At 56.2% G+C, this 18,487-nt stretch carries 14 protein-coding genes; 12 read left to right on the top strand and 2 right to left on the bottom strand.

The window, feature by feature from the left end; all coding sequences use genetic code 11:
• Positions 1-93 precede the first annotated feature (93 nt).
• Entirely contained in the window at positions 94-1,980 is a 1,887-nt protein-coding gene (locus MKY96_RS14950; protein WP_340941339.1) for an Rqc2 family fibronectin-binding protein, read from the bottom strand.
• Between the two features lie 191 nt (positions 1,981-2,171).
• Here MKY96_RS14950 and MKY96_RS14945 point away from each other — a divergent pair, with 191 nt between their 5' ends.
• The 5 genes from MKY96_RS14945 (at position 2,172) to MKY96_RS14925 (ending at position 10,095) form a co-directional block, all read left to right on the top strand.
• Positions 2,172-4,982: a calcium-translocating P-type ATPase, SERCA-type gene (locus MKY96_RS14945; protein WP_340941338.1), complete on the top strand. Its 2,811-nt coding sequence runs from the start codon at positions 2,172-2,174 to the stop codon at positions 4,980-4,982.
• Positions 4,983-5,097: 115 nt separating this feature from the next.
• Entirely contained in the window at positions 5,098-5,934 is an 837-nt protein-coding gene (gene dapF, locus MKY96_RS14940; RefSeq protein WP_340941337.1) for a diaminopimelate epimerase, read from the top strand.
• 157 nt (positions 5,935-6,091) lie between these two features.
• A complete protein-coding gene (locus MKY96_RS14935) occupies positions 6,092-7,759 on the top strand; it encodes a spore germination protein (RefSeq protein WP_340941336.1) in 1,668 nt (555 codons plus the stop codon).
• The gene (locus MKY96_RS14930) at positions 7,749-8,954 is read left to right on the top strand and encodes a Ger(x)C family spore germination protein (RefSeq protein WP_340941334.1); all 1,206 of its coding nucleotides are present in this window, start codon (positions 7,749-7,751) and stop codon (positions 8,952-8,954) included. Before MKY96_RS14935 ends, MKY96_RS14930 begins: the two co-directional genes overlap by 11 nt.
• Before the next feature lie 40 nt (positions 8,955-8,994).
• On the top strand, positions 8,995-10,095 hold the full coding sequence (locus MKY96_RS14925) for a GerAB/ArcD/ProY family transporter (RefSeq protein ID WP_340941333.1): 1,101 nt from the start codon (positions 8,995-8,997) through the stop codon (positions 10,093-10,095).
• Here MKY96_RS14925 and MKY96_RS14920 read toward each other — a convergent pair.
• Positions 10,068-10,325, bottom strand: coding sequence for a hypothetical protein (locus MKY96_RS14920; RefSeq protein ID WP_340941332.1), 258 nt, complete (start codon positions 10,323-10,325; stop codon positions 10,068-10,070). The genes MKY96_RS14925 and MKY96_RS14920 overlap by 28 nt on opposite strands.
• Before the next feature lie 166 nt (positions 10,326-10,491).
• Here MKY96_RS14920 and MKY96_RS14915 point away from each other — a divergent pair, with 166 nt between their 5' ends.
• The 7 genes from MKY96_RS14915 to priA all read left to right on the top strand — a co-directional run bounded on the left by MKY96_RS14915 (position 10,492) and on the right by priA (position 18,487).
• Positions 10,492-12,366, top strand: a complete 1,875-nt coding sequence (locus tag MKY96_RS14915) for a bifunctional homocysteine S-methyltransferase/methylenetetrahydrofolate reductase (protein WP_340941331.1) — start codon at positions 10,492-10,494, stop codon at positions 12,364-12,366.
• A gap of 38 nt (positions 12,367-12,404) precedes the next feature.
• On the top strand, positions 12,405-13,295 hold the full coding sequence (locus MKY96_RS14910) for a YicC/YloC family endoribonuclease (RefSeq protein WP_340941330.1): 891 nt from the start codon (positions 12,405-12,407) through the stop codon (positions 13,293-13,295).
• Positions 13,296-13,347: 52 nt separating this feature from the next.
• Complete coding sequence (gene remA, locus MKY96_RS14905) at positions 13,348-13,608, top strand: extracellular matrix/biofilm regulator RemA (RefSeq protein WP_006209218.1); 261 nt, start codon at positions 13,348-13,350, stop codon at positions 13,606-13,608.
• A gap of 18 nt (positions 13,609-13,626) precedes the next feature.
• Positions 13,627-14,196: a guanylate kinase gene (gmk, locus tag MKY96_RS14900; protein WP_036694520.1), complete on the top strand. Its 570-nt coding sequence runs from the start codon at positions 13,627-13,629 to the stop codon at positions 14,194-14,196.
• A 55-nt stretch (positions 14,197-14,251) separates the two neighbouring features.
• Positions 14,252-14,452, top strand: coding sequence for a DNA-directed RNA polymerase subunit omega (gene rpoZ, locus MKY96_RS14895; protein WP_076074388.1), 201 nt, complete (start codon positions 14,252-14,254; stop codon positions 14,450-14,452).
• 271 nt (positions 14,453-14,723) lie between these two features.
• Complete coding sequence (gene coaBC / locus MKY96_RS14890; RefSeq protein WP_340941329.1) at positions 14,724-15,956, top strand: bifunctional phosphopantothenoylcysteine decarboxylase/phosphopantothenate--cysteine ligase CoaBC; 1,233 nt, start codon at positions 14,724-14,726, stop codon at positions 15,954-15,956.
• The gene (priA, locus tag MKY96_RS14885; protein ID WP_340941328.1) at positions 15,956-18,487 is read left to right on the top strand and encodes a primosomal protein N'; all 2,532 of its coding nucleotides are present in this window, start codon (positions 15,956-15,958) and stop codon (positions 18,485-18,487) included. Before coaBC ends, priA begins: the two co-directional genes overlap by 1 nt.

Below are 18,487 nucleotides of genomic sequence, written 5' to 3'. Positions count from 1 at the left end.
GCCCGTACGCCTTTCGCGAGCCGATTGTATGCTGTTTTCCACATACAATGTGCCAGTTACCTTCGCACCAGCCCAATGTGTTCGGTTTTTCGCTTAACTACGCAGCACATTCGGCAGCTGCTTGATCCGCTCTTCATCGGGCGTGACGAAGAGTGTCCGCTGATGATCGTAGATGACGAAGCCCGGCTTGGCTCCGCTCGGCTTGCGCACGTAACGGATGAGCGTACAGTCCACCGGCACACTGCTGGATTGCTTGGCCTGGCTGTAATAGGCTGCGAGCTGGGCGGCTTCCTCCAGGGTGGCATCGCCGAATTCCTCGCTGCGGATCACCACATGCGAGCCGGGAATATCCTTGGTATGCAGCCAGGTATCGTTCGGCGCAGCGAGCCGGTTGGTGACATACTCGTTTTGCAGATTGTTTTTGCCGACATAGATGTCAACCCCTTCAGAGGAAGTGAACACCTGCAGCGTAGGTCTGGCCGGCTTCTTTTTCTTCTTGCCTTTTTTGCTGCGGTCACGTAAGTAGCCTTGGCTGACCAGCTCCTCGCGGATCTCCTCAATGTCATTCAGTGAGGCATGGGCTAATTGCTGGAGCAGCAGTTCCATATAGGCAATCTCTTCGTGCGTCTTCTTGACCTGCTCGCCGATCACCCGCAGGCTGTTCTTGTACTTGTTATATTTTTTGAAATACCGCTGTGCATTGTCCGTAGGGCTTAGCAGCGGGTCGAGCGGAACGGTAATCTCCGCCTGATTCTCATCATAGTAGTTTACTAGCTTTGCTTCCTTGTCGCCTTTGTTCACGGTGTGCAGGGAAGCGAACAGCAGCTCGCCCCAGATCCGGAATTGGTCCGCATCCTCGGCTTCGTTCAGATCCTTTTGCAGGTTGGCCAGCTTCTTGATGTTCTTGCTGCGCTCGTTGCTGAGGAAGCGGATCAGGTCGCTAACCCGCTGCTTAACCGTGTCTTTCTCCGCCTTGTCCCCGTAATAATCCTCCAGGCACAAGCTTATGGAGCTGTAATGCTTCACATTCCCGCTCATGAGCTTCAGCGGAATGGCTGAGAAGACAGGCTTGCCCTTGGCATTCCAACCGGTGACAGGAGCGAATTCCTGCTTGCTGACCGGCTCCATGACGGAATGGAAGGCTTCCCAGAGCTGTTCGGGCTTATCCATCCCGCTGCGGAAGTCCTCAGCTTCTCCGCCTATCTCCTTGTACCGGTGGAGGATCTCTCCGGCGATCAGCGGACTCAGGCCGCTGAAGGCGTGGACCAGCCAGCCGGCCGGATCGGCTGAAGGGGCCGGGCCGCCGGAGCCGTCAGCCTGCGGAGCCTCAAGTGAGGCCAGCAGTCCGGCGATCTCGCCCTCGATCATATCCTCCTCCGGCTCCTGAGGATGCTCAGCGGCGTAGCGGGCCGCTTCCTCTGCCGAGGCTATCAGGGTAAGGAAATCTGGCTGGCTGATCTGCAGCGGATTCAGCTTATGCTGCTGCGGCGGCTGGGTATAAGCCGCTCCCGGCATAACGACCCGGTAGCTGCTGATGGATGGGGTGACATGATGAATGCCGTCGATAATCGTCCCCGTGGCCAGCTCGGTCAGAATGATGTTGCTGTGGCGTCCCATCAGCTCGATGATGATTTTTTTGGCGGAGACATCTCCCAGCTCATCCCGGGTTCTGATGGTGATATGAATAATTCGTTCAAGCCCTACCTGGGTAATGCTCTCGATGGTGCCGCCTTCACAATGTTTGCGCATCAGCATGCAGAACATCGGCGCTTCCGCCGGGTTGATGCTGCTTCTCTCGGTCAGGTGCAGCCGGGGGTAGGTCGGGTTCGCCGACAGCAGCAGCTTGCCGCCGCCGCCCGCACCTCGCAGCGTGAAGATGAGGTCATGTGTACTGGGTTGATATATTTTGCCGACGCGTGCACCGATGAAGGGTTGAAGCTCATGCACGATCGCTTGGGTAACAATGCCGTCTAATGCCATGATAAGGTTCTCCTGTCGCCTGATAATAAAGTACTCCCTCTATGATGCCATACTTTTACCGGTTCGCGCAAAAGGAGAAACCCAGATACGGTGATATTTTGGGACGACCATGAATACACTTGGACATGAACAGGTGGAAAAGCTGTGCGCCGCCGGAAGTCAAGAAACGACCGGGAGGGGAAAGATTAGTTATGGAACAAAAAAGCTGGCACCGGCTCGGTGCAGAGGAGCTGCAGGAGATGTTCGGCGTTCAGCCGGGAACGGGGCTAAGCGCCGAGGACGCCGCCGCAAGACGCAAAGAGAGCGGGTACAATGAGCTGTCTGAGGGCAAAAGGGTATCGCCTTTTACACTGCTGCTCAATCAGTTCAAGGATTTCATGGTACTGGTGCTGATGGGGGCGACACTGGTATCCGGCCTGCTCGGCGAATACTTGGACGCCATTACGATTATTGCGATTATTCTGCTGAACGGGGTACTCGGCTTCGTGCAGGAGTTCCGCGCCGAGCGTTCGTTAAGAGCGCTGAAGCAGCTCTCCGCGCCTACGGCCAAAGTGATGCGCGGCGGCAAGCAGGAGGTGCTTCCGGCCAGAATGCTGGTTCCCGGAGATATCGTCCTGCTGGAGAGCGGGGACCGGATACCGGCAGATGTCCGCTGGCTACAGTGCAGCAGCATCTATGCCGAAGAGTCGGCGCTGACAGGGGAGTCGCTGCCGGTCTCCAAGCATGCCTCGGCGATCTATGCTGAAGACATTCCGCTAGGTGATCAGAAGAATATCGGCTTCATGGGTACGATGGTGACCCGGGGAACCGGCCGGGCGGTGGTTATCCGCACCGGTATGGCTACCGAGATGGGCAAGATTGCTGATCTGATTCAGAACACCGAATCCCAGGAGACCCCGCTGCAGCACCGTCTGGAGCAGCTCGGCAAGATTCTGATCTACGTCTCATTGGGACTGACCATTGTTGTGGTCCTGGCAGGAATTATGCATGGTCAGCCGGCAACGGCGATGTTCCTGGCCGGGGTAAGTCTGGCAGTGGCAGCTATTCCCGAAGGACTTCCGGCCATTGTGACGATTGCGCTTGCGCTGGGTGTACAGCGGATGATCAAGCGCAAGGCGATTGTCCGCAAGCTGCCTTCGGTAGAGACGCTGGGCTGTGCCTCCGTCATCTGCTCGGATAAGACAGGAACCCTGACACAGAACAAAATGACAGTCACCCAGCTCTGGAATGCCGGACGGACCCTTGAGGTATCAGGGGAAGGCTATGCTCCGGTAGGCAGTGTGCTGCAGAAGGGCCGGCCCGTTGATCTGAAGAATGACCAGAGTCTGCGGCGTATGCTTCAGGTGGGCGCATTATGCAGCAATGCAGAGATTTATGAGAGCTTCCCCGACACGCGCAGCAAAAAGAAAGGCAAAGGCGCAGAGGCCGATAAAGGGGCTAACGCCCAGCCGGTCTGGGAACTGAAGGGCGATCCTACGGAAGGTGCATTGGTCGCTTTGTCTGCCAAAATGGGACTAACTGCCCAGGCGCTTGCCGTAACCTATACCCGTGAGACGGAGTTTCCGTTCGATTCCGAACGTAAGCTGATGTCGGTGGTTGTGAATCACCCCGGCGGCCGGATGATTTGCACCAAAGGCGCACCTGACGTGCTCCTGAATTGCTGCACGTATATGCTGTGGGAGGGCGGAGTCGTGCCCTGCACGCCGACCTTGCGCCAGAAGGTGCTGGATGCCAATGAACAGATGGCTTCCGGCGCGCTGCGTGTGCTCGGGATGGCTTACCGCGATCTGCGGAGCGGAGAAACGGCCGGCAGCGAGAAGGAAGCGGAAAGCCAGCTTGTCTTCGTGGGTCTGGCCGGGATGATCGATCCGCCGCGCAAGGAAGTACGCGATGCAATCAGCGTAACCCGCCGGGCAGGCATCAAGACAGTGATGATTACCGGCGACCATGGGACGACGGCAGAGGCGATTGCCCATCAGCTCGGCATTCTGCAGCGCGGCGGCAGGGTTCTGACGGGGAGCGAGCTTACCCGGATGGACGATGACGCGCTGGATAAGGTCTCCGACAGCGTGTTCGTCTACGCCCGGGTATCGCCGGAGCATAAGCTGCGGATTGTCAAGTCGCTGCAGCGCCACGGCCATGTCGTTGCGATGACCGGCGATGGGGTGAACGATGCGCCTGCGATCAAGGCTGCCGACATCGGGATCTCGATGGGGATTACCGGCACGGATGTGACGAAGGAGGCTTCGGCTCTGGTCCTGGGGGACGATAACTTCTCGACCATTGTGGCTGCCATTGAAGAGGGACGGAATATCTATGAGAATATCCGCAAGTTCATCCGGTATCTGCTGGCTTCGAATGTCGGCGAGATTCTGACCATGTTCTTCGCCATGATGCTCGGGCTGCCGCTGCCGCTGGTTCCGATCCAGATTCTGTGGGTCAATCTGGTTACAGACGGCTTGCCCGCAATGGCGCTGGGCGTAGACCAGCCGGAGAAGGATCTGATGGAGCACAAGCCGCGCGGGGCGAAGGAGAATATCTTTGCCCGGCGTCTGGGCTGGAAGATTGTCAGCCGCGGGCTGCTGATCGGCCTCTGTACCCTGGCTGCCTTCTGGCTGACGCTGCGGATTGATCCAGGCAGTGCGCAGCAGTTGATCCGCGCGCAGTCGGTTGCTTTTGCCACCCTTGTGATGGCCCAGCTCATTCATGTATTCGACTGCCGCAGCTCGCGCTCGGTCTTCTACCGGAATCCGTTCCAGAACAGATATCTGGTGCTGGCCGTCCTGTCTTCTGTCATCTTAATGCTGGCTGTAATGTATCTCCCTGTGCTTCAGCCGGTGTTCAAGACCGTTCCGCTCAGCTTCCGTGAATGGTGCCTGGTGCTAGTCATGGCCGGAATCCCGACCTTCCTGATGGGAGCGGGCAGCGTCTGGGGCGGCAAGAAGAACCGCAGCCGCAGCGGCGGACGGCAGATGATAAAAAGTACAAAGTTTTCAGCATAAAATCAATAGCCTCACTCCACTCCTATAAGGTATGCTGGTTTCACTGAGAAGCTTGGTTTATGATGAACCAGGAATGTGGAAACAGCTGATCTTACTTATAGGAGTGGACCTGACAATGGAATTTACTAAAATGCACGGTTTGGGCAATGATTTTATCATCGTATTCGGCGAGGATGAGCTGCCGGGCAATGCCCCGGAGCTGGCAGTTACGCTGTGCAACCGGTTCTTCGGCATCGGCGCAGACGGACTGGTGTACATTCTTCCTTCGCAGCGCGGCGATTACATGATGCGTATCATGAACTCCGATGGCTCCGAGGCTGAGCAATGCGGCAATGCGATCCGCTGTGTATCCAAATATGTATATGAGCAGGGTCTGGTGGAATCGGAGCAGATAGTCATTGAGACGATTGGCGCCGGAGAACAGAAGGTCTCCCTGAAGGTGAAGGACGGGATCGTGGAGAGCGTAACGGTGGATATGGGCGAGCCGGTTCTGTCCGGACCGCAGATTCCTGTAGCGATCGACGCAGAGCCTGTGCTGGACCAGCCGATTGAAGCGGACGGCACAGCGTTCCGGTTCACCGCAGTCTCCATGGGGAATCCGCATGCAGTCATTTATGTGGACGATGCGGTATCGTTCGATCTCGCAACCTGGGGACCGAAGCTTGAGGTTCATCCGCTCTTCCCGCGTAAAGTAAACGTAGAGTTCGCCACCGTCGTCAACCGCGGTCACGTGGACATGCGCGTCTGGGAACGCGGTGCCGGTCCTACTCTGGCCTGCGGAACAGGCGCCTGCGCGACGCTGGTCTCCTCCGTGCTGAACGGAGTGACGGACCGCTCGGCGGTTATCAGCCTGAAGGGCGGCGACTTGTTCATCGAATGGAACGAGGACGATAATCATGTGTATATGACCGGCCCTGCGCAGGTGGTATATACCGGCTCAGTCGATATCTGATTCCCATATAACTATTTGCAATCCCCTGCATACCAGATGCAGGGGATTTGTTGTGTTGTTTAAGAGGAACAGGACGAGTGTGGGATAACAGCCGAATAATGGCAGGCATATCCGCGAATAATAGAACTCTGCATAGAATCAGGGAGGAGGAGCGGAGATGAAATCAGGGTCCAGCCGAAAAGCACAGAATGCGGGAGCAGATACTGCACCGGGACCGGGACAACCTGAGGGTGGAGTTGCCCTGGGCCTCGCGGATACGGTCGCCCAAAGTCTGCTCCATATTCAGACGGAGCTTGGCGGCAGTCCGGATCTCCTGATCCGCAGAATCCAGATCGGGGGAGAACGCCGGCTGGAAGCGGCTGCTGTTCATCTGAGCGGGCTGGCGGACTCAGCCTCCGTGAATGAATTCGTGCTGGGCTCGCTGCTGAATCATACGGAGGAGCTGTTGCTCGATAGTACGGCTGGCGGCGCTGACAGTCCTCGGGAGCAAGCTTCGCTCCCGCAGCAGATCCTTAGCCGTGCTATGGCGATAGGTGATGCGGAGCTCCAGGAGAATTGGAAGGAAATCATGCTTGCTATTCTCTCCGGGGACACAGCGATTCTGCTGGAGGGCTGCCGGTCAGCGATTCTGTGCGGAACCAGGGGCGGGGAGCAGCGGGCGGTCAGTGAGCCTTCCTCCCAGCTCGTGGTCAGGGGGCCGAAGGACGGGTTCGTCGAGTCGGTGGCCACGAACATCTCGCTGATCCGCCGCAGAATCAAATCCGCCAAGCTGCGCCTGGAGGTCTTGAAGCTCGGCTCCGAGACCCATACCCATGTGGCGCTGATGTACATGAAAGGGATTGCGGGGGAGGATCTGATCCGCGAAGCCAGAGAGCGTCTGAACAAAATTGCCTTGAATGAGATTCTTGAATCCGGGTACATTGAGGAATTAATCCAGGACAAGACGTTCACACCGTTCCCGACCATCTACAACACGGAACGGCCGGATGTGGCTGCAGGTAATCTGCTCGAAGGCCGGGTGGTTATTATTGTGGACGGCACGCCGTTTGTGCTGATTCTTCCGGCGGTGTTTACGCAGTTTTTTCAATCTGCAGAGGATTATTCCCAGCGGTTCGACATTGCCATATTGATGCGGCTGGTCCGTTATTTGAGCTTCATCGTTCTGATTCTGGGCCCTTCGGTCTACCTCGCGCTGACCACCTATCATTATGAGATGATACCGACGACGCTGCTGATTAATCTGCTCTCCCAGCGGGAGAATGTACCCTTCCCGGCATTTGTGGAGCTGCTCTTGATGGAGACGGCCTTTGAGATTCTGCGTGAAGCCGGGGTGCGCATGCCGCGCGCCATCGGGCAGACGGTCTCTGTGGTCGGTGCGCTTATTCTGGGCACGGCGGTGGTAGAGGCCGGAATTATTACCCCCATCATGGTCATCGTAGTGGCGTTAACCGGGATCGCCAGCTTTGCCCTTCCTGCGTATAACATGGCGATTGCCGGGAGAATTATAAGATTTGCTTTTCTGGTCCTGGCCAGTATATTCGGCTTCTATGGAATTACGCTGGGCATGATTCTGCTTGTAGCACATATGAACAGCCTGAGATCCTTCGGTGTTCCTTATCTTTTCCCCTTCGTGCCGCTCTCCATTAAAGGGCAGAAGGACACCTTGCTCAGACTTCCGCTCTGGCTGAACGGCGCAGACAAGCCGCCGGCACAGATGCGCGAGGAAATGCCGGACTACATGCTGCTAACGACCGGTCATGAGGAGCAGCTCCCCCCGTTAATCCGCAAGAATAGCAGGACTGAGGAGGAGAACCGTGAGGAATAGAATCTTAGGCGGCATAGGTGTACTGTTTGTCCTTCCAATGCTGCTGCTTACCGGCTGCTGGGACAGTGTTGAACTCAACCGGCGGGCGATTGTCTCGGGGGTAGCGATCGACAAGGGCGACTCTGAGGCTGAGCGGTACAAGCTGTCCTTTCAAGTGATTGTGGCGGAGGAAATCTCCGGAGAGAAGAGCAGAGGTATATCGCCGGTTGCGCTGTACACAGGAACAGGCCGCACGATGTTCGAGGCACTGGCAGACGCTTCCCGCCAGACGGCACGCTTCCTCTCCCTAGGCCATGTGCGGGTGCTGGTGATCTCGGAGGCGTTCGCCCGCGAAGGCATCAAGGACCTTCTGGATGTGCTGGAGCGGGAGAGCGATACCCGGCTGAACAGCCTGATCTTCATCTCCAAGGGACAGCCTGCGCGTGAGATCATGTCCACAATGACCGTGTTCAGCAAAATCCCGGCCAATGATCTGGTAGAGAAGCTGGAGACGACCTCCAAGCAGTTCGGCTATAACTTCCGGATGGCCGTGGATGATGTGATCCGGGGGATTCAGATCAGAGGAGGCGGTCCGGTGATCAACGGGGTATACACCAGAGGAGAGTGGACTCCGTCATCGGGCAGCAATGAGAGCCTGAAGAATATCGAACCCCGGTCGATCCTGAGAGTCTCCTCCCTTGCGGCGTTCAAGGATGACAAGCTGAAGGGCTGGCTTACGGGTGACGCTGCTCTCGGTACCGTTCTTTTGCATAATCGGATCAAAGAATTCCCGGTTCTGCTCAAGCAGCAGGAGGGCGGCTATCTCTCCTTCAACATCTATCAGTCCCAGGTATCGCTTGCAGTCAATTCGTCTGACCCGGAGCATACTGTCTTTACGGTCAAGATCACGCAGCAGGCTGCGCTCAAGGAAGCTCCGTATCCGCTCGATCTTACCTCGCCTAAAGTGCTCGAAGAGCTGTCAGACCGGCTTATAAAAGAAAGCGTGAAGCATATCCAAGCAGCTATAAGTACCGCCAAAGAATTGGGCAGCGATTATCTCGGCTTTGGACGGGCATTGCAGCGGAAGGACCCGCGCGGCTGGAAGAAGGTCAGGGACCACTGGGAGGACGTATTCGCAGACTGTGAAATCCGGTTCGATGCGGATGTGGTCATCCGGCATACGGATATGCGCAGCAACTCTTTTCAGATTCATTAAGTCTGCCGGTAGGGTAACCGGGTGAGGAGGTCCACAGAATATGGGTAAGGTCAAAATCGGACTCGTCGAATTCTTCAGCCTGACGGTGCTGTTCGAGCTGGGCACGGCGCTGGTGGTTAATCTGGGAATGGGGGCAGGCCGGGATGCCTGGCTCTCGATCCTGATCGGCTGCGCGGCGGGGCTGATCATGTTCACGGGATACGCCTATCTGTACCGTAAGCACCCGGACCAGCCTTTTACAGCCTATACACGGCAAATTCTCGGAAAATATATCGGGGCACCGGTAGGCCTGCTCTATATTATTCTCTACATAAACCTGGCCGCCCGGGATCTGCGCGATGGCAGCACCATGCTCGCAATGTCGACCATGCATCATACTCCGCTGTTCATCTTAAGCGCCCTGATGCTACTCTCGGGAGCTTATGTGCTGCATAAGGGAGTGGAAGTGCTGGGCAGAACATCCATGGTATTTGCGTTTGCCGTTCTGGGGATCGGCCTGTTCGGGACAGTGATGCTGATACTCTCCGGTACAATCAATCTGCACAGACTGTTCCCTGTACTGGAGAATGGCTTCCAGCCCGTGCTTAGCTCGGTGATTCATCAGAATTATATGTTTCCGTTCGGGGAGATGGTGTGCTTCACTATGCTGATGCCGTATTTGTCCAGTGTCAAAAAAGGACCGTGGATCATCGCCGCCGCCATGGTGTTCTCCGCGCTGCTGCTCAGCTTCACGATGGCGCTGAATGTTTCGGTTCTGGGTGCTGACATTGTTGAGCGTTCACCGCTCCCGCTGATGCCGACAATCAGCAAGATCTCCGTTTCGGATATCATCCAGCGGGTGGATATTTTCGTGGTTATGGTGCTGATCATCGGGGTGTTTTTTAAAATGGCCGTCTTCTTTGCTGCCGCGCTGATCGGAATCTCGGACCTGTTCAAGCTGCCGTACCGGAGAATGCTCTATCCCTGCGGACTGATCATCCTCTTCACCTCCATGCTGGATGCACGCAGCTTCATTGAACATCTCGATGAGGGCGGGACCCTGCTGTACAGGGTATATCCTTATTTAATGATAGTCATTCCGGCGCTGCTGGTCATCGTGACGGCGGTTCGTGATCATTTCTCCGCTCCCCGGCCAGGCTGACGGCCGTTCACCCAATAGATGGCATCCGGCACGATCAGCAGCAGCACCAGTACAGCCGCAGTCAGCTTCTCCGAGGTAGTATAGAGCAGATAATTCAGAATATAGCGGATATTCTCCGCGCCGTAGCCTAACATCAAGTCCAGCAGGTACAGGTACAGCAGCGAGAGCGCCGACAGCAGGAGAATTACGGCATATTTGCGCAGCAGCAGTTTTCTTATTTTTTTCTTCATTCCTACACTCTCCTTTTGGCAAGATTAAGCGTAGTATGAATCATTTGCCGGACTGGCATACAAGAATAACGGACGGCCGCCTCTTTTGCCCGCTAAAGCTTATCATCCATCCCGATTTATGTTACATTAGTATGAAACTAATGTCAGTCAAGGGGAGGTTCTTGCGGTGAAGCCGGATTTGCGCTCTGCATGGGAGAATAATGTGTTGGTCGGAGACGGAGCGATGGGAACTTTTTTGTATCAAAAGGGTTTCCCTGTCGGCATCTCCTACGAGGAATTGAATCTGACCTCACCGGAGGTCATTGAGGATGTGCACCGGAGCTATATCAATGCAGGTGCTGTACTGCTGGAGAGTAATACCTACTCCGCGAACTACGACAAGCTGTCGAAGTTCGGACTGGAGGCCAAGGTGGCGGACATCAACCGTGCGGGGGTCCGCATTGCCCGCCGGGCTGCCGGCGAGAACGGTTATGTAGTCGGAGCCATCGGCTCGATCCGCGCCGGCAAACGGGCCAATCTGTCCTCCTCCGAGCTGAAGAAATTCTTCTCGCAGCAGATTGCTGCGCTCCTGGAGGAAGCGCCGGACGGGATCATGCTGGAGACCTTCTATGATGTCGAGGAGCTTCATCTGGCGCTGAAGGCTGTGCGTAAGCTCAGTACGCTGCCGGTGATCTGCCAGCTGGCTGTGGACGATTCGGCGCGGACGCTGGACGGATTAACCCTGCCGGAAGCGTTCCATATTCTGCAGCAGGACGGAGCGGATGTGATCGGCTTCAACTGCAACACCGGACCGAACGGGATCAAGCGTGCGCTGGGTACGCTGCAGGGCAAGCTGGCGCTGCCGGTGTCGATCTATCCGAATGCGGGCGTAGCCGATTATGTAGACGGCCAGTACCGCTATGGCGCCTCGCCGGAATATTTCGGACAGATGGCTCCGGTGTTCGCGGATATGGGCAGCCGGATTATCGGGGGCTGCTGCGGCACCACTCCTAAGCATATCGCTGAAATCTCTGCTGCCCTGAAGGGCTATGTGGTGGAGCCGTTGCCTGAGCCCGCTGCCTTCAGTGCGCCTGAGAGCATTGCGGTGCAGGAGCATCTGGCGGATGACGGGGGACAGGGAGGCGGGGAACCGACGCTTGTTGATCTGGTCAAGGAACGCCACACCGTTATCGTAGAGCTTGACCCTCCGCGCGATCTGGACATCGCGAAGTTCATGAAGGGGGCAGAGGCGCTGCGCCGGGCCGGAGCCGATGCGCTGACGCTGGCCGATAATTCGCTTGCTGTCACCCGGATGAGCAATATGGCGCTGGGGCATCTGGTACAGGCCCGCACAGGCCTGCGGCCGCTGGTGCATATTGCCTGCCGTGACCGCAATCTGATTGGCACCCAGTCGCATCTGATGGGCTTTGACGCGCTGGGGATTGACCATGTGCTGGCCGTGACCGGAGATCCTGCCCGGTTCGGGGATCTGCCCGGCTCAAGCTCGATCTATGACCTGACTTCATTTGAAATTATACGTATGATCAAGCAGCTCAATGACGGCGTGGCCTTCTCCGGCAAGCCGCTCAAGCAGAACGCGAAGTTCGTCATCGGCGCAGCGTTCAATCCCAATGTCAAGCATCTGGACAAAGCGGTCGAGCGCCTGGAGAAGAAGATTGCCTCGGGTGCGGATTATATTATGACCCAGCCCGTGTATGATCCTGAATTGATTGCCCGGATTGCCAAGGCTACCGAGCACCTGGATATTCCGATCTTCATCGGCATTATGCCGCTGGCCAGCGGACGCAATGCAGAGTATCTGCATAATGAGGTTCCCGGCATTCAGCTTTCCGCCGAGGTCCGCAGCCGGATGGCCGGACTCGAAGGCGAGGCGGGCCGGGCCGAAGGGGTGCTGATCGCCAAGGAGCTGCTGGATGCGGCGATTGCACATTTTAACGGAATCTATCTGATTACACCGTTTATGTTCTATGATATGAGCGTGCAGCTGCTGGAGTATATTTGGGAGAAGCAAGGACGTAAGTTATCCCCCTTGTTTCGCTAGTAATAATCAATTACAATAGTGTAATGGATGTGATTCCGTTGTCATATAGTATGACCGGATACGGTCAGTCAGCCCTGCAATACGGCGGACACAAGATAACGTTCGAGGTCAAATCGGTGAATAACCGGTACTGCGAAGTTGTGCTGCGGTTGCCCAGGGAATGGACGGGGTATGAGGATAGGCTGCGCAGAATGGTTCAGGCTCATATCAGACGGGGACGGGTAGATGTTATTATTAATAGAGAACTCACCGACGGGGCGGCTGACACGCATGTGCTTGACCGCCGCAGGGTGAGCTCCTATCTGGATGCAGCGGAGGTACTGGTCCGGGAGTATGGCTTCAAGGGAGAGTTGTCCCTGCGGGATATCCTTGCTATGCCCGGTGTAATGGAACCGAAGGAAGAGACGGCTGCTGCTGACTCCTCCGGAGAACTTGCAGATCTTCTGGAGCAGGGTCTCCAGCTTAGTCTGGAGGCCCTGCTGGAGATGCGCGGACGGGAAGGCTCCTATTTGGCGGCCGATCTGACGCGCAGACTTGACCGTCTGGAAGAGCTGCATGCCGGAATCAGCAGATATGCGCCTCTGGTTGTGGAGGAGCAGCGCGAGAAGCTGCGGCAACGGCTTAACCTGCTGAATGACGGGAGCTTCCCCTGGGATGAGCATAAATTCGGCATGGAGATGGCTATTTTCGCCGACCGCTGCAATATAGATGAGGAGCTGACCCGGCTTCACAGCCATTTCGGCCAGTGCCGGGCCTTGCTGCTGGGCAGCGAGCCTGCCGGACGCAAGCTTGATTTTCTCATCCAGGAGATGAACAGGGAGACCAACACAATAGGGTCGAAGTGCAGTCATCTGGCGGTTGTGAATCTGACGCTTGATATGAAGGCGGAGCTCGAGAAGATTCGGGAGCAGGCGGCGAACCTGGAATGACAGGAACCAGGGAGCAAGCTATGATGTTACTTATGGGGGGAACAACCGGAACATGGCAATCAAATTAATCAACATCGGCTTTGGGAATATCGTGTCAGCGAACCGTATTATTTCCATTGTCAGCCCGGAATCGGCACCGATTAAGAGAATTATCCAGGAGGCCAGAGACAGGCATATGCTGATCGATGCCACCTACGGGAGGCGGACGCGGGCTGTCATTATTACCGACAGCGACCATGTGATTCTCTCGGCTGTACAGCCTGAGACGGTAGCTCACCGCCTATCCAGCAAAGACGACGATAACGACGAATAACAACAATTGGAGTGTACTATGTCAAAAGGATTGCTGATTATACTATCCGGCCCTTCCGGTGTCGGCAAAGGCACGGTATGCACAGCGCTGCGGCCGAAGATGCCTGAACTCGTCTATTCCGTTTCTGCCACCACACGCTCTCCGCGTGCAGGTGAAGAGAACGGAGTCAATTATTTTTTCAAATCCAGAGAGCAGTTCGCCGATATGATCGAAGGCGACAAGCTGCTGGAATATGCGGAGTACGTAGGCAATTATTACGGTACTCCGCGTGACTTTGTAGAGAGAACCCTCGAGAGCGGAAGAGATATTATTCTGGAGATTGAGGTTCAGGGAGCACTCAAGGTCAAAGAGAAATTCCCCGAAGGGATCTTTGTGTTCCTTCTCCCTCCGTCCATGGACGAGTTGAAGGACCGTATTCGCGGACGCGGAACAGAGCATCCTGATGTGATCAGCCACCGCATGTCTGTGGCCGAGGATGAGATCGGTTTGATCCGGCACTATGATTATGCCGTGGTGAATGATGAGATTGATCTGGCCTGCAAGCGAATAGAAAGTATTATTATCGCCGAACATTGTAAGGTGAGATGATCGGTTCTACAGGATTGGTACACTATCCACAGTAAAAGATGAAGAGGTGCCTTACATGCTATATCCATCCATTGACGAACTTGTGACTAAGGTCGACAGCAAGTATTCCCTGGTAGTCGCTTCAGCCCGCCGGGCCAGAGCACTCCGTGAAGGCGGAAAGACCGATATCATCGCTCCGAAATCCCACAAATTCGTTGGGGTTGCACTTGAAGAAATCTATGAAGACCGCATTATAGTAACGCGCGGCGAGGAATAGTCCCCTGAAATGGTGCCGTCCCTTGAATAAGGGCGGCGCAGCCGTTTCTGCCCGCTGAAGCTGCACAATGAAGTGATAATGGCCCGTACCGGGCTGTTCCTGACAACCGGAAGGTTGTTATTTTTTTCTCTATATATAAGGATCATGTGAAGCGCAGGCTGCTTTTAGCGTAAATATGACATAACGAAGCCGTAAATATGAAGATTTTCATTTCTTCTTTTCATAGCAGAATATAGAATGGGTGCAGATTGAGGAACGGAGGGAGATCAGATTGAAGAGCTTACAAGGGAAGTCGATTATACTCGGAATTACCGGCGGGATTGCTGCGTATAAGGCCGCGGCGCTGACCAGCAAGCTTACCCAGAAGGGCGCCGAGGTGCATGTCATTATGACGTCATCGGCCAAGCAGTTCATTACGGAGCTGACGCTCCAGTCATTGTCGAAGCAGCGGGTGTACAGTGATACGTTTCAGGAACGCGATCCGTCCTCGATTTCACATATTGATCTGGCGGATGCCGCCGACCTGGTCCTGATTGCGCCGGCTACGGCCAACATTATTGCCAAGATGGCCCACGGGCTGGCAGACGACATGCTGTCCACCACGCTGCTTGCCACAACAGCACCTATTATGGTAGCTCCGGCGATGAATGTCCATATGTATCAGCATCCGGCGGTCCTCAGCAATATGGAAACCCTCTATAACAGAGGTGTTCAGTTTATTGAGCCCGGTGAAGGGCTGCTGGCCTGCGGGTATGTGGGCAAGGGACGGCTGGAGGAGCCGGAAGAGATTGTGAAGGTGGTTGAGAACTTTTTTGTACTGCAGAAGGAGAAGACCTCCGGACCGCTTGCCGGTAAAAAAGTGGTGATTACCGCAGGAGGCACGGTAGAACGTATTGATCCTGTCCGTTATATCTCCAATGATTCCTCGGGTAAAATGGGCTTCGCCCTCGCGCGCGCCGCGCGTGCCATGGGTGCTGCGGTGACGCTGATTGCCGCGCGTACCGATGAGGCGCCGCCCCGTGATGCCGGTATCGATCTGATCCGCGTCCAGTCAGCACAGGAGATGCACGATGCAGTCATGGCCCGCTGGAGTCATTGCGATATTCTTGTGAAAGCAGCGGCGGTTGCGGATTACCGTCCACGCGAGAGCAGCGACTCGAAGATTAAGAAGAGCGGCAGCACCATGACGCTTGAGCTGGTGAAGACGACTGATATTCTGGAGAGCCTGGGCAGAATCAAGGACAAGCAGTTCCTGATCGGCTTTGCCGCCGAGACCGGGAATGCCGAGGTCTATGCCAAGGACAAGCTGGTCCGCAAGAACCTCGATCTGATTGTAGCCAATGATGTGGCCATGGAGGGTGCGGGATTCGGCACGGATACCAACATTGTCAAAGTGTATGATGCCGAAGGCCTGGTGCTTGATCTTCCGCTGGCTTCCAAGGATGAGGTGGCGCGCCGGATTCTGCGGCTGGCGGCTGAGCGTGTTGCCGGAGCCTTATTATAATGGATATTGCCAAGGTCATTGTCGATGTTCCTGTACGCAGCACCGACCGGCCGTTTGACTATATTATCCCGGATGCTCTGAAGCTGTGGATTGAGGTGGGCAGCAGAGTCGCTGTTCCGTTCGGCCCCCGTACGGTTCAGGGGTTCGTAGTGTCCCTGGAATCAGGGGAGACCGGCAGTGTCTCCCGGATGAAGCCGATTGTAGAAGTACTGGATCTGCTTCCTCCCTTATCGCCGGAGCTGGTTGAGCTAGCCGACTGGATGAGCCAAAGATACGCCTGCAGACGGATCTCCGCACTGCAGGCGATGCTTCCGACTGCCCTGAAGGGCAAAGCCGAGCGTTTGATCTCGCTTGGAGATTCAGAGGAAGCGTCCAGCGCTCCCGCAGATGAGCTGTTTCCGCTCTTTATTGAGGCGGACAACGAAGAACAGCAGATCATTGACTTCGTTAGGCGTCACAGCGAAGTATCCATGAAGCTGCTGACCCGTACCTTCCCCGAGGCTGCGGAGACGGTTAAGTTCATGGTGCGGCGCGGAGTCCTGGCAGAGAGCCAGTCGATCAAGGATAAGATGGGCAAAAAGAAGCTTAAGGCCGTCGACCTGGCTATTGGCTTGTCAGCAGCCCGGGAGTCGCTCTCCAGCTTCCCGGCGCGTTCAGCGCGCCAGAAGGAAGTGCTCTCCTACCTGATTGATATGGAAGCGATGCTGCCGATGCCGCTCAAGGATATTCTGGCGATTCTTCAGGTCACTGCGGGCACGGTCAAGACGCTTGCGGACAAAGGGTATATAGAGATCAGCGAAATCGAAGTCTACCGTGACCCCTACCGGGGACGGGACTTCAAGCCTAGCACCCCGCTTCCACTGACAGTGGAGCAGGAGGCTGTCTATAAGCGGATTGTGGGCACTGTCGAGCAGCAGACGCATGAAGTCTTCCTGCTGCATGGGGTGACCGGCAGCGGGAAGACGGAAATCTATCTGCAGACGATCCAGCGCTGCATTGAGCAGGGTCGGCAGGCAGTGGTGCTGGTGCCCGAGATTGCACTGACTCCGCAGATGGTGGAACGGTTCAAGGGCCGGTTCGGCAGCGGGGTGGCGGTGATGCACAGCCGGCTGTCTGTGGGTGAACGCTATGACGAGTGGCGGAAGATCCGGGAAGGCAAGGCAATGGTTGCGGTGGGAGCCCGCTCTGCGGTGTTCGCCCCGTTCGCCAATCTGGGTCTGATTATTATGGATGAAGAGCATGAAGGATCATATAAGCAGGAGGAGAATCCGAAATACCATGCCCGTGATGTGGCTGTCCGCAGGGCAGAGCAGGGCGGGGCCGTGGTAATTCTGGGCTCTGCAACACCTTCACTGGAAAGCTATCATGCCGCCAGATCGCAGAGTGACATCCACTTCTCGCCGATTCTGCTGGAGATGCCGAGCCGCGCACTGGGCAACGAGCTGCCGAAGGTGGCTGTCGTTGACATGCGTGAGGAGCTGAAGGAAGGTAACCGCTCCATGTTCAGCCGCAGTCTACATGCCGCTCTGGTGAGCAGGCTGGAGCGCGGCGAACAGACAGTGCTGCTGCTCAACCGCAGAGGCTTCTCGACCTTCGTCATGTGCCGGAGCTGCGGCTACGTTGCCGGCTGCCCGGAATGCGATATCTCGCTGACCTATCACAGCCGCAGCGACAATCTGCGCTGCCATTACTGCGGGCATGCAGAACCTGCGCCCAAGGTATGCCCGGAATGCGGCAGTGAGCATATCCGCTTCTTCGGGACAGGCACACAACGGGTAGAAGAAGAGCTGGGCAAGCTGTTCCCTGGTATCCGGGTGATACGTATGGATGTGGACACGACCACGGAGAAGGGCTCGCATGAGAAGCTCCTGAACCAATTCAGGGACAAGAAGGCCGATGTGCTGCTGGGTACACAGATGGTCGCCAAAGGACTCGACTTCCCTGATGTAACACTGGTTGGGGTCATTACTGCGGATTCTGCGCTCAATCTGCCTGATTTCCGGGCGGCGGAGAAGACCTTTCAGCTCTTGACGCAGGTTGCCGGCCGTGCGGGCCGGCACCAGCTCCCCGGCGAGGTGGTGGTCCAGTCGTATACACCGGAGCATTATTCGATTATCCACGCCAGCGGGCATGATTACCGTTCATTCGTCCGGGACGAGCTGAAGCACCGCAAAGAGCTGCATTACCCGCCGTATTGCCGGCTGATTCTGGTTACCCTGTCGCATGAGCAGCTTCCGCTGCTGCTGAAGCTTGCAGAGAACTATGCGCTCAGCATTCAGGGCAAAGCCAGACAGCTGCGCTGGTACGGCAGCCTGGACAAGCTCTCCTCGGATGCGCTGGATCTGCTGGGACCGGTCGCCTCGCCGCTGCCCCGGCTGAAGGGGCGTTACCGGTTCCAGTGCATTATCAAATGGCGCGGTGCGATTGACGCCATTGCACTGGCCCGCCAGGTGGCGGAGGAGCTGGAGGATTCTGTCCGCGATAAGGGACTGCAGATCAGCATCGATGTCGATCCGCAGATGTTGATGTAA

It is taken from the genome of Paenibacillus sp. FSL R7-0302 (genome assembly GCF_038006885.1).
GTDB lineage: Bacteria > Bacillota > Bacilli > Paenibacillales > Paenibacillaceae > Paenibacillus_AQ.
Note: the sequence above shows the minus strand (reverse complement) of the source record. Positions and strands in the feature narration are given on the sequence as shown.

Coding starts and splice junctions, on each gene's coding strand:
- MKY96_RS14950 (WP_340941339.1), bottom strand. CDS start 1,980: ATGGCATTAGACGGCATTGTTACCCAAGCGATCGTGCATGAGCTTCAA.
- remA (WP_006209218.1), top strand. CDS start 13,348: ATGGCAATCAAATTAATCAACATCGGCTTTGGGAATATCGTGTCAGCG.
- rpoZ (WP_076074388.1), top strand. CDS start 14,252: ATGCTATATCCATCCATTGACGAACTTGTGACTAAGGTCGACAGCAAG.
- priA (WP_340941328.1), top strand. CDS start 15,956: ATGGATATTGCCAAGGTCATTGTCGATGTTCCTGTACGCAGCACCGAC.
- MKY96_RS14920 (WP_340941332.1), bottom strand. CDS start 10,325: ATGAAGAAAAAAATAAGAAAACTGCTGCTGCGCAAATATGCCGTAATT.
- MKY96_RS14925 (WP_340941333.1), top strand. CDS start 8,995: ATGGGTAAGGTCAAAATCGGACTCGTCGAATTCTTCAGCCTGACGGTG.
- MKY96_RS14935 (WP_340941336.1), top strand. CDS start 6,092: ATGAAATCAGGGTCCAGCCGAAAAGCACAGAATGCGGGAGCAGATACT.
- gmk (WP_036694520.1), top strand. CDS start 13,627: ATGTCAAAAGGATTGCTGATTATACTATCCGGCCCTTCCGGTGTCGGC.
- dapF (WP_340941337.1), top strand. CDS start 5,098: ATGGAATTTACTAAAATGCACGGTTTGGGCAATGATTTTATCATCGTA.
- MKY96_RS14945 (WP_340941338.1), top strand. CDS start 2,172: ATGGAACAAAAAAGCTGGCACCGGCTCGGTGCAGAGGAGCTGCAGGAG.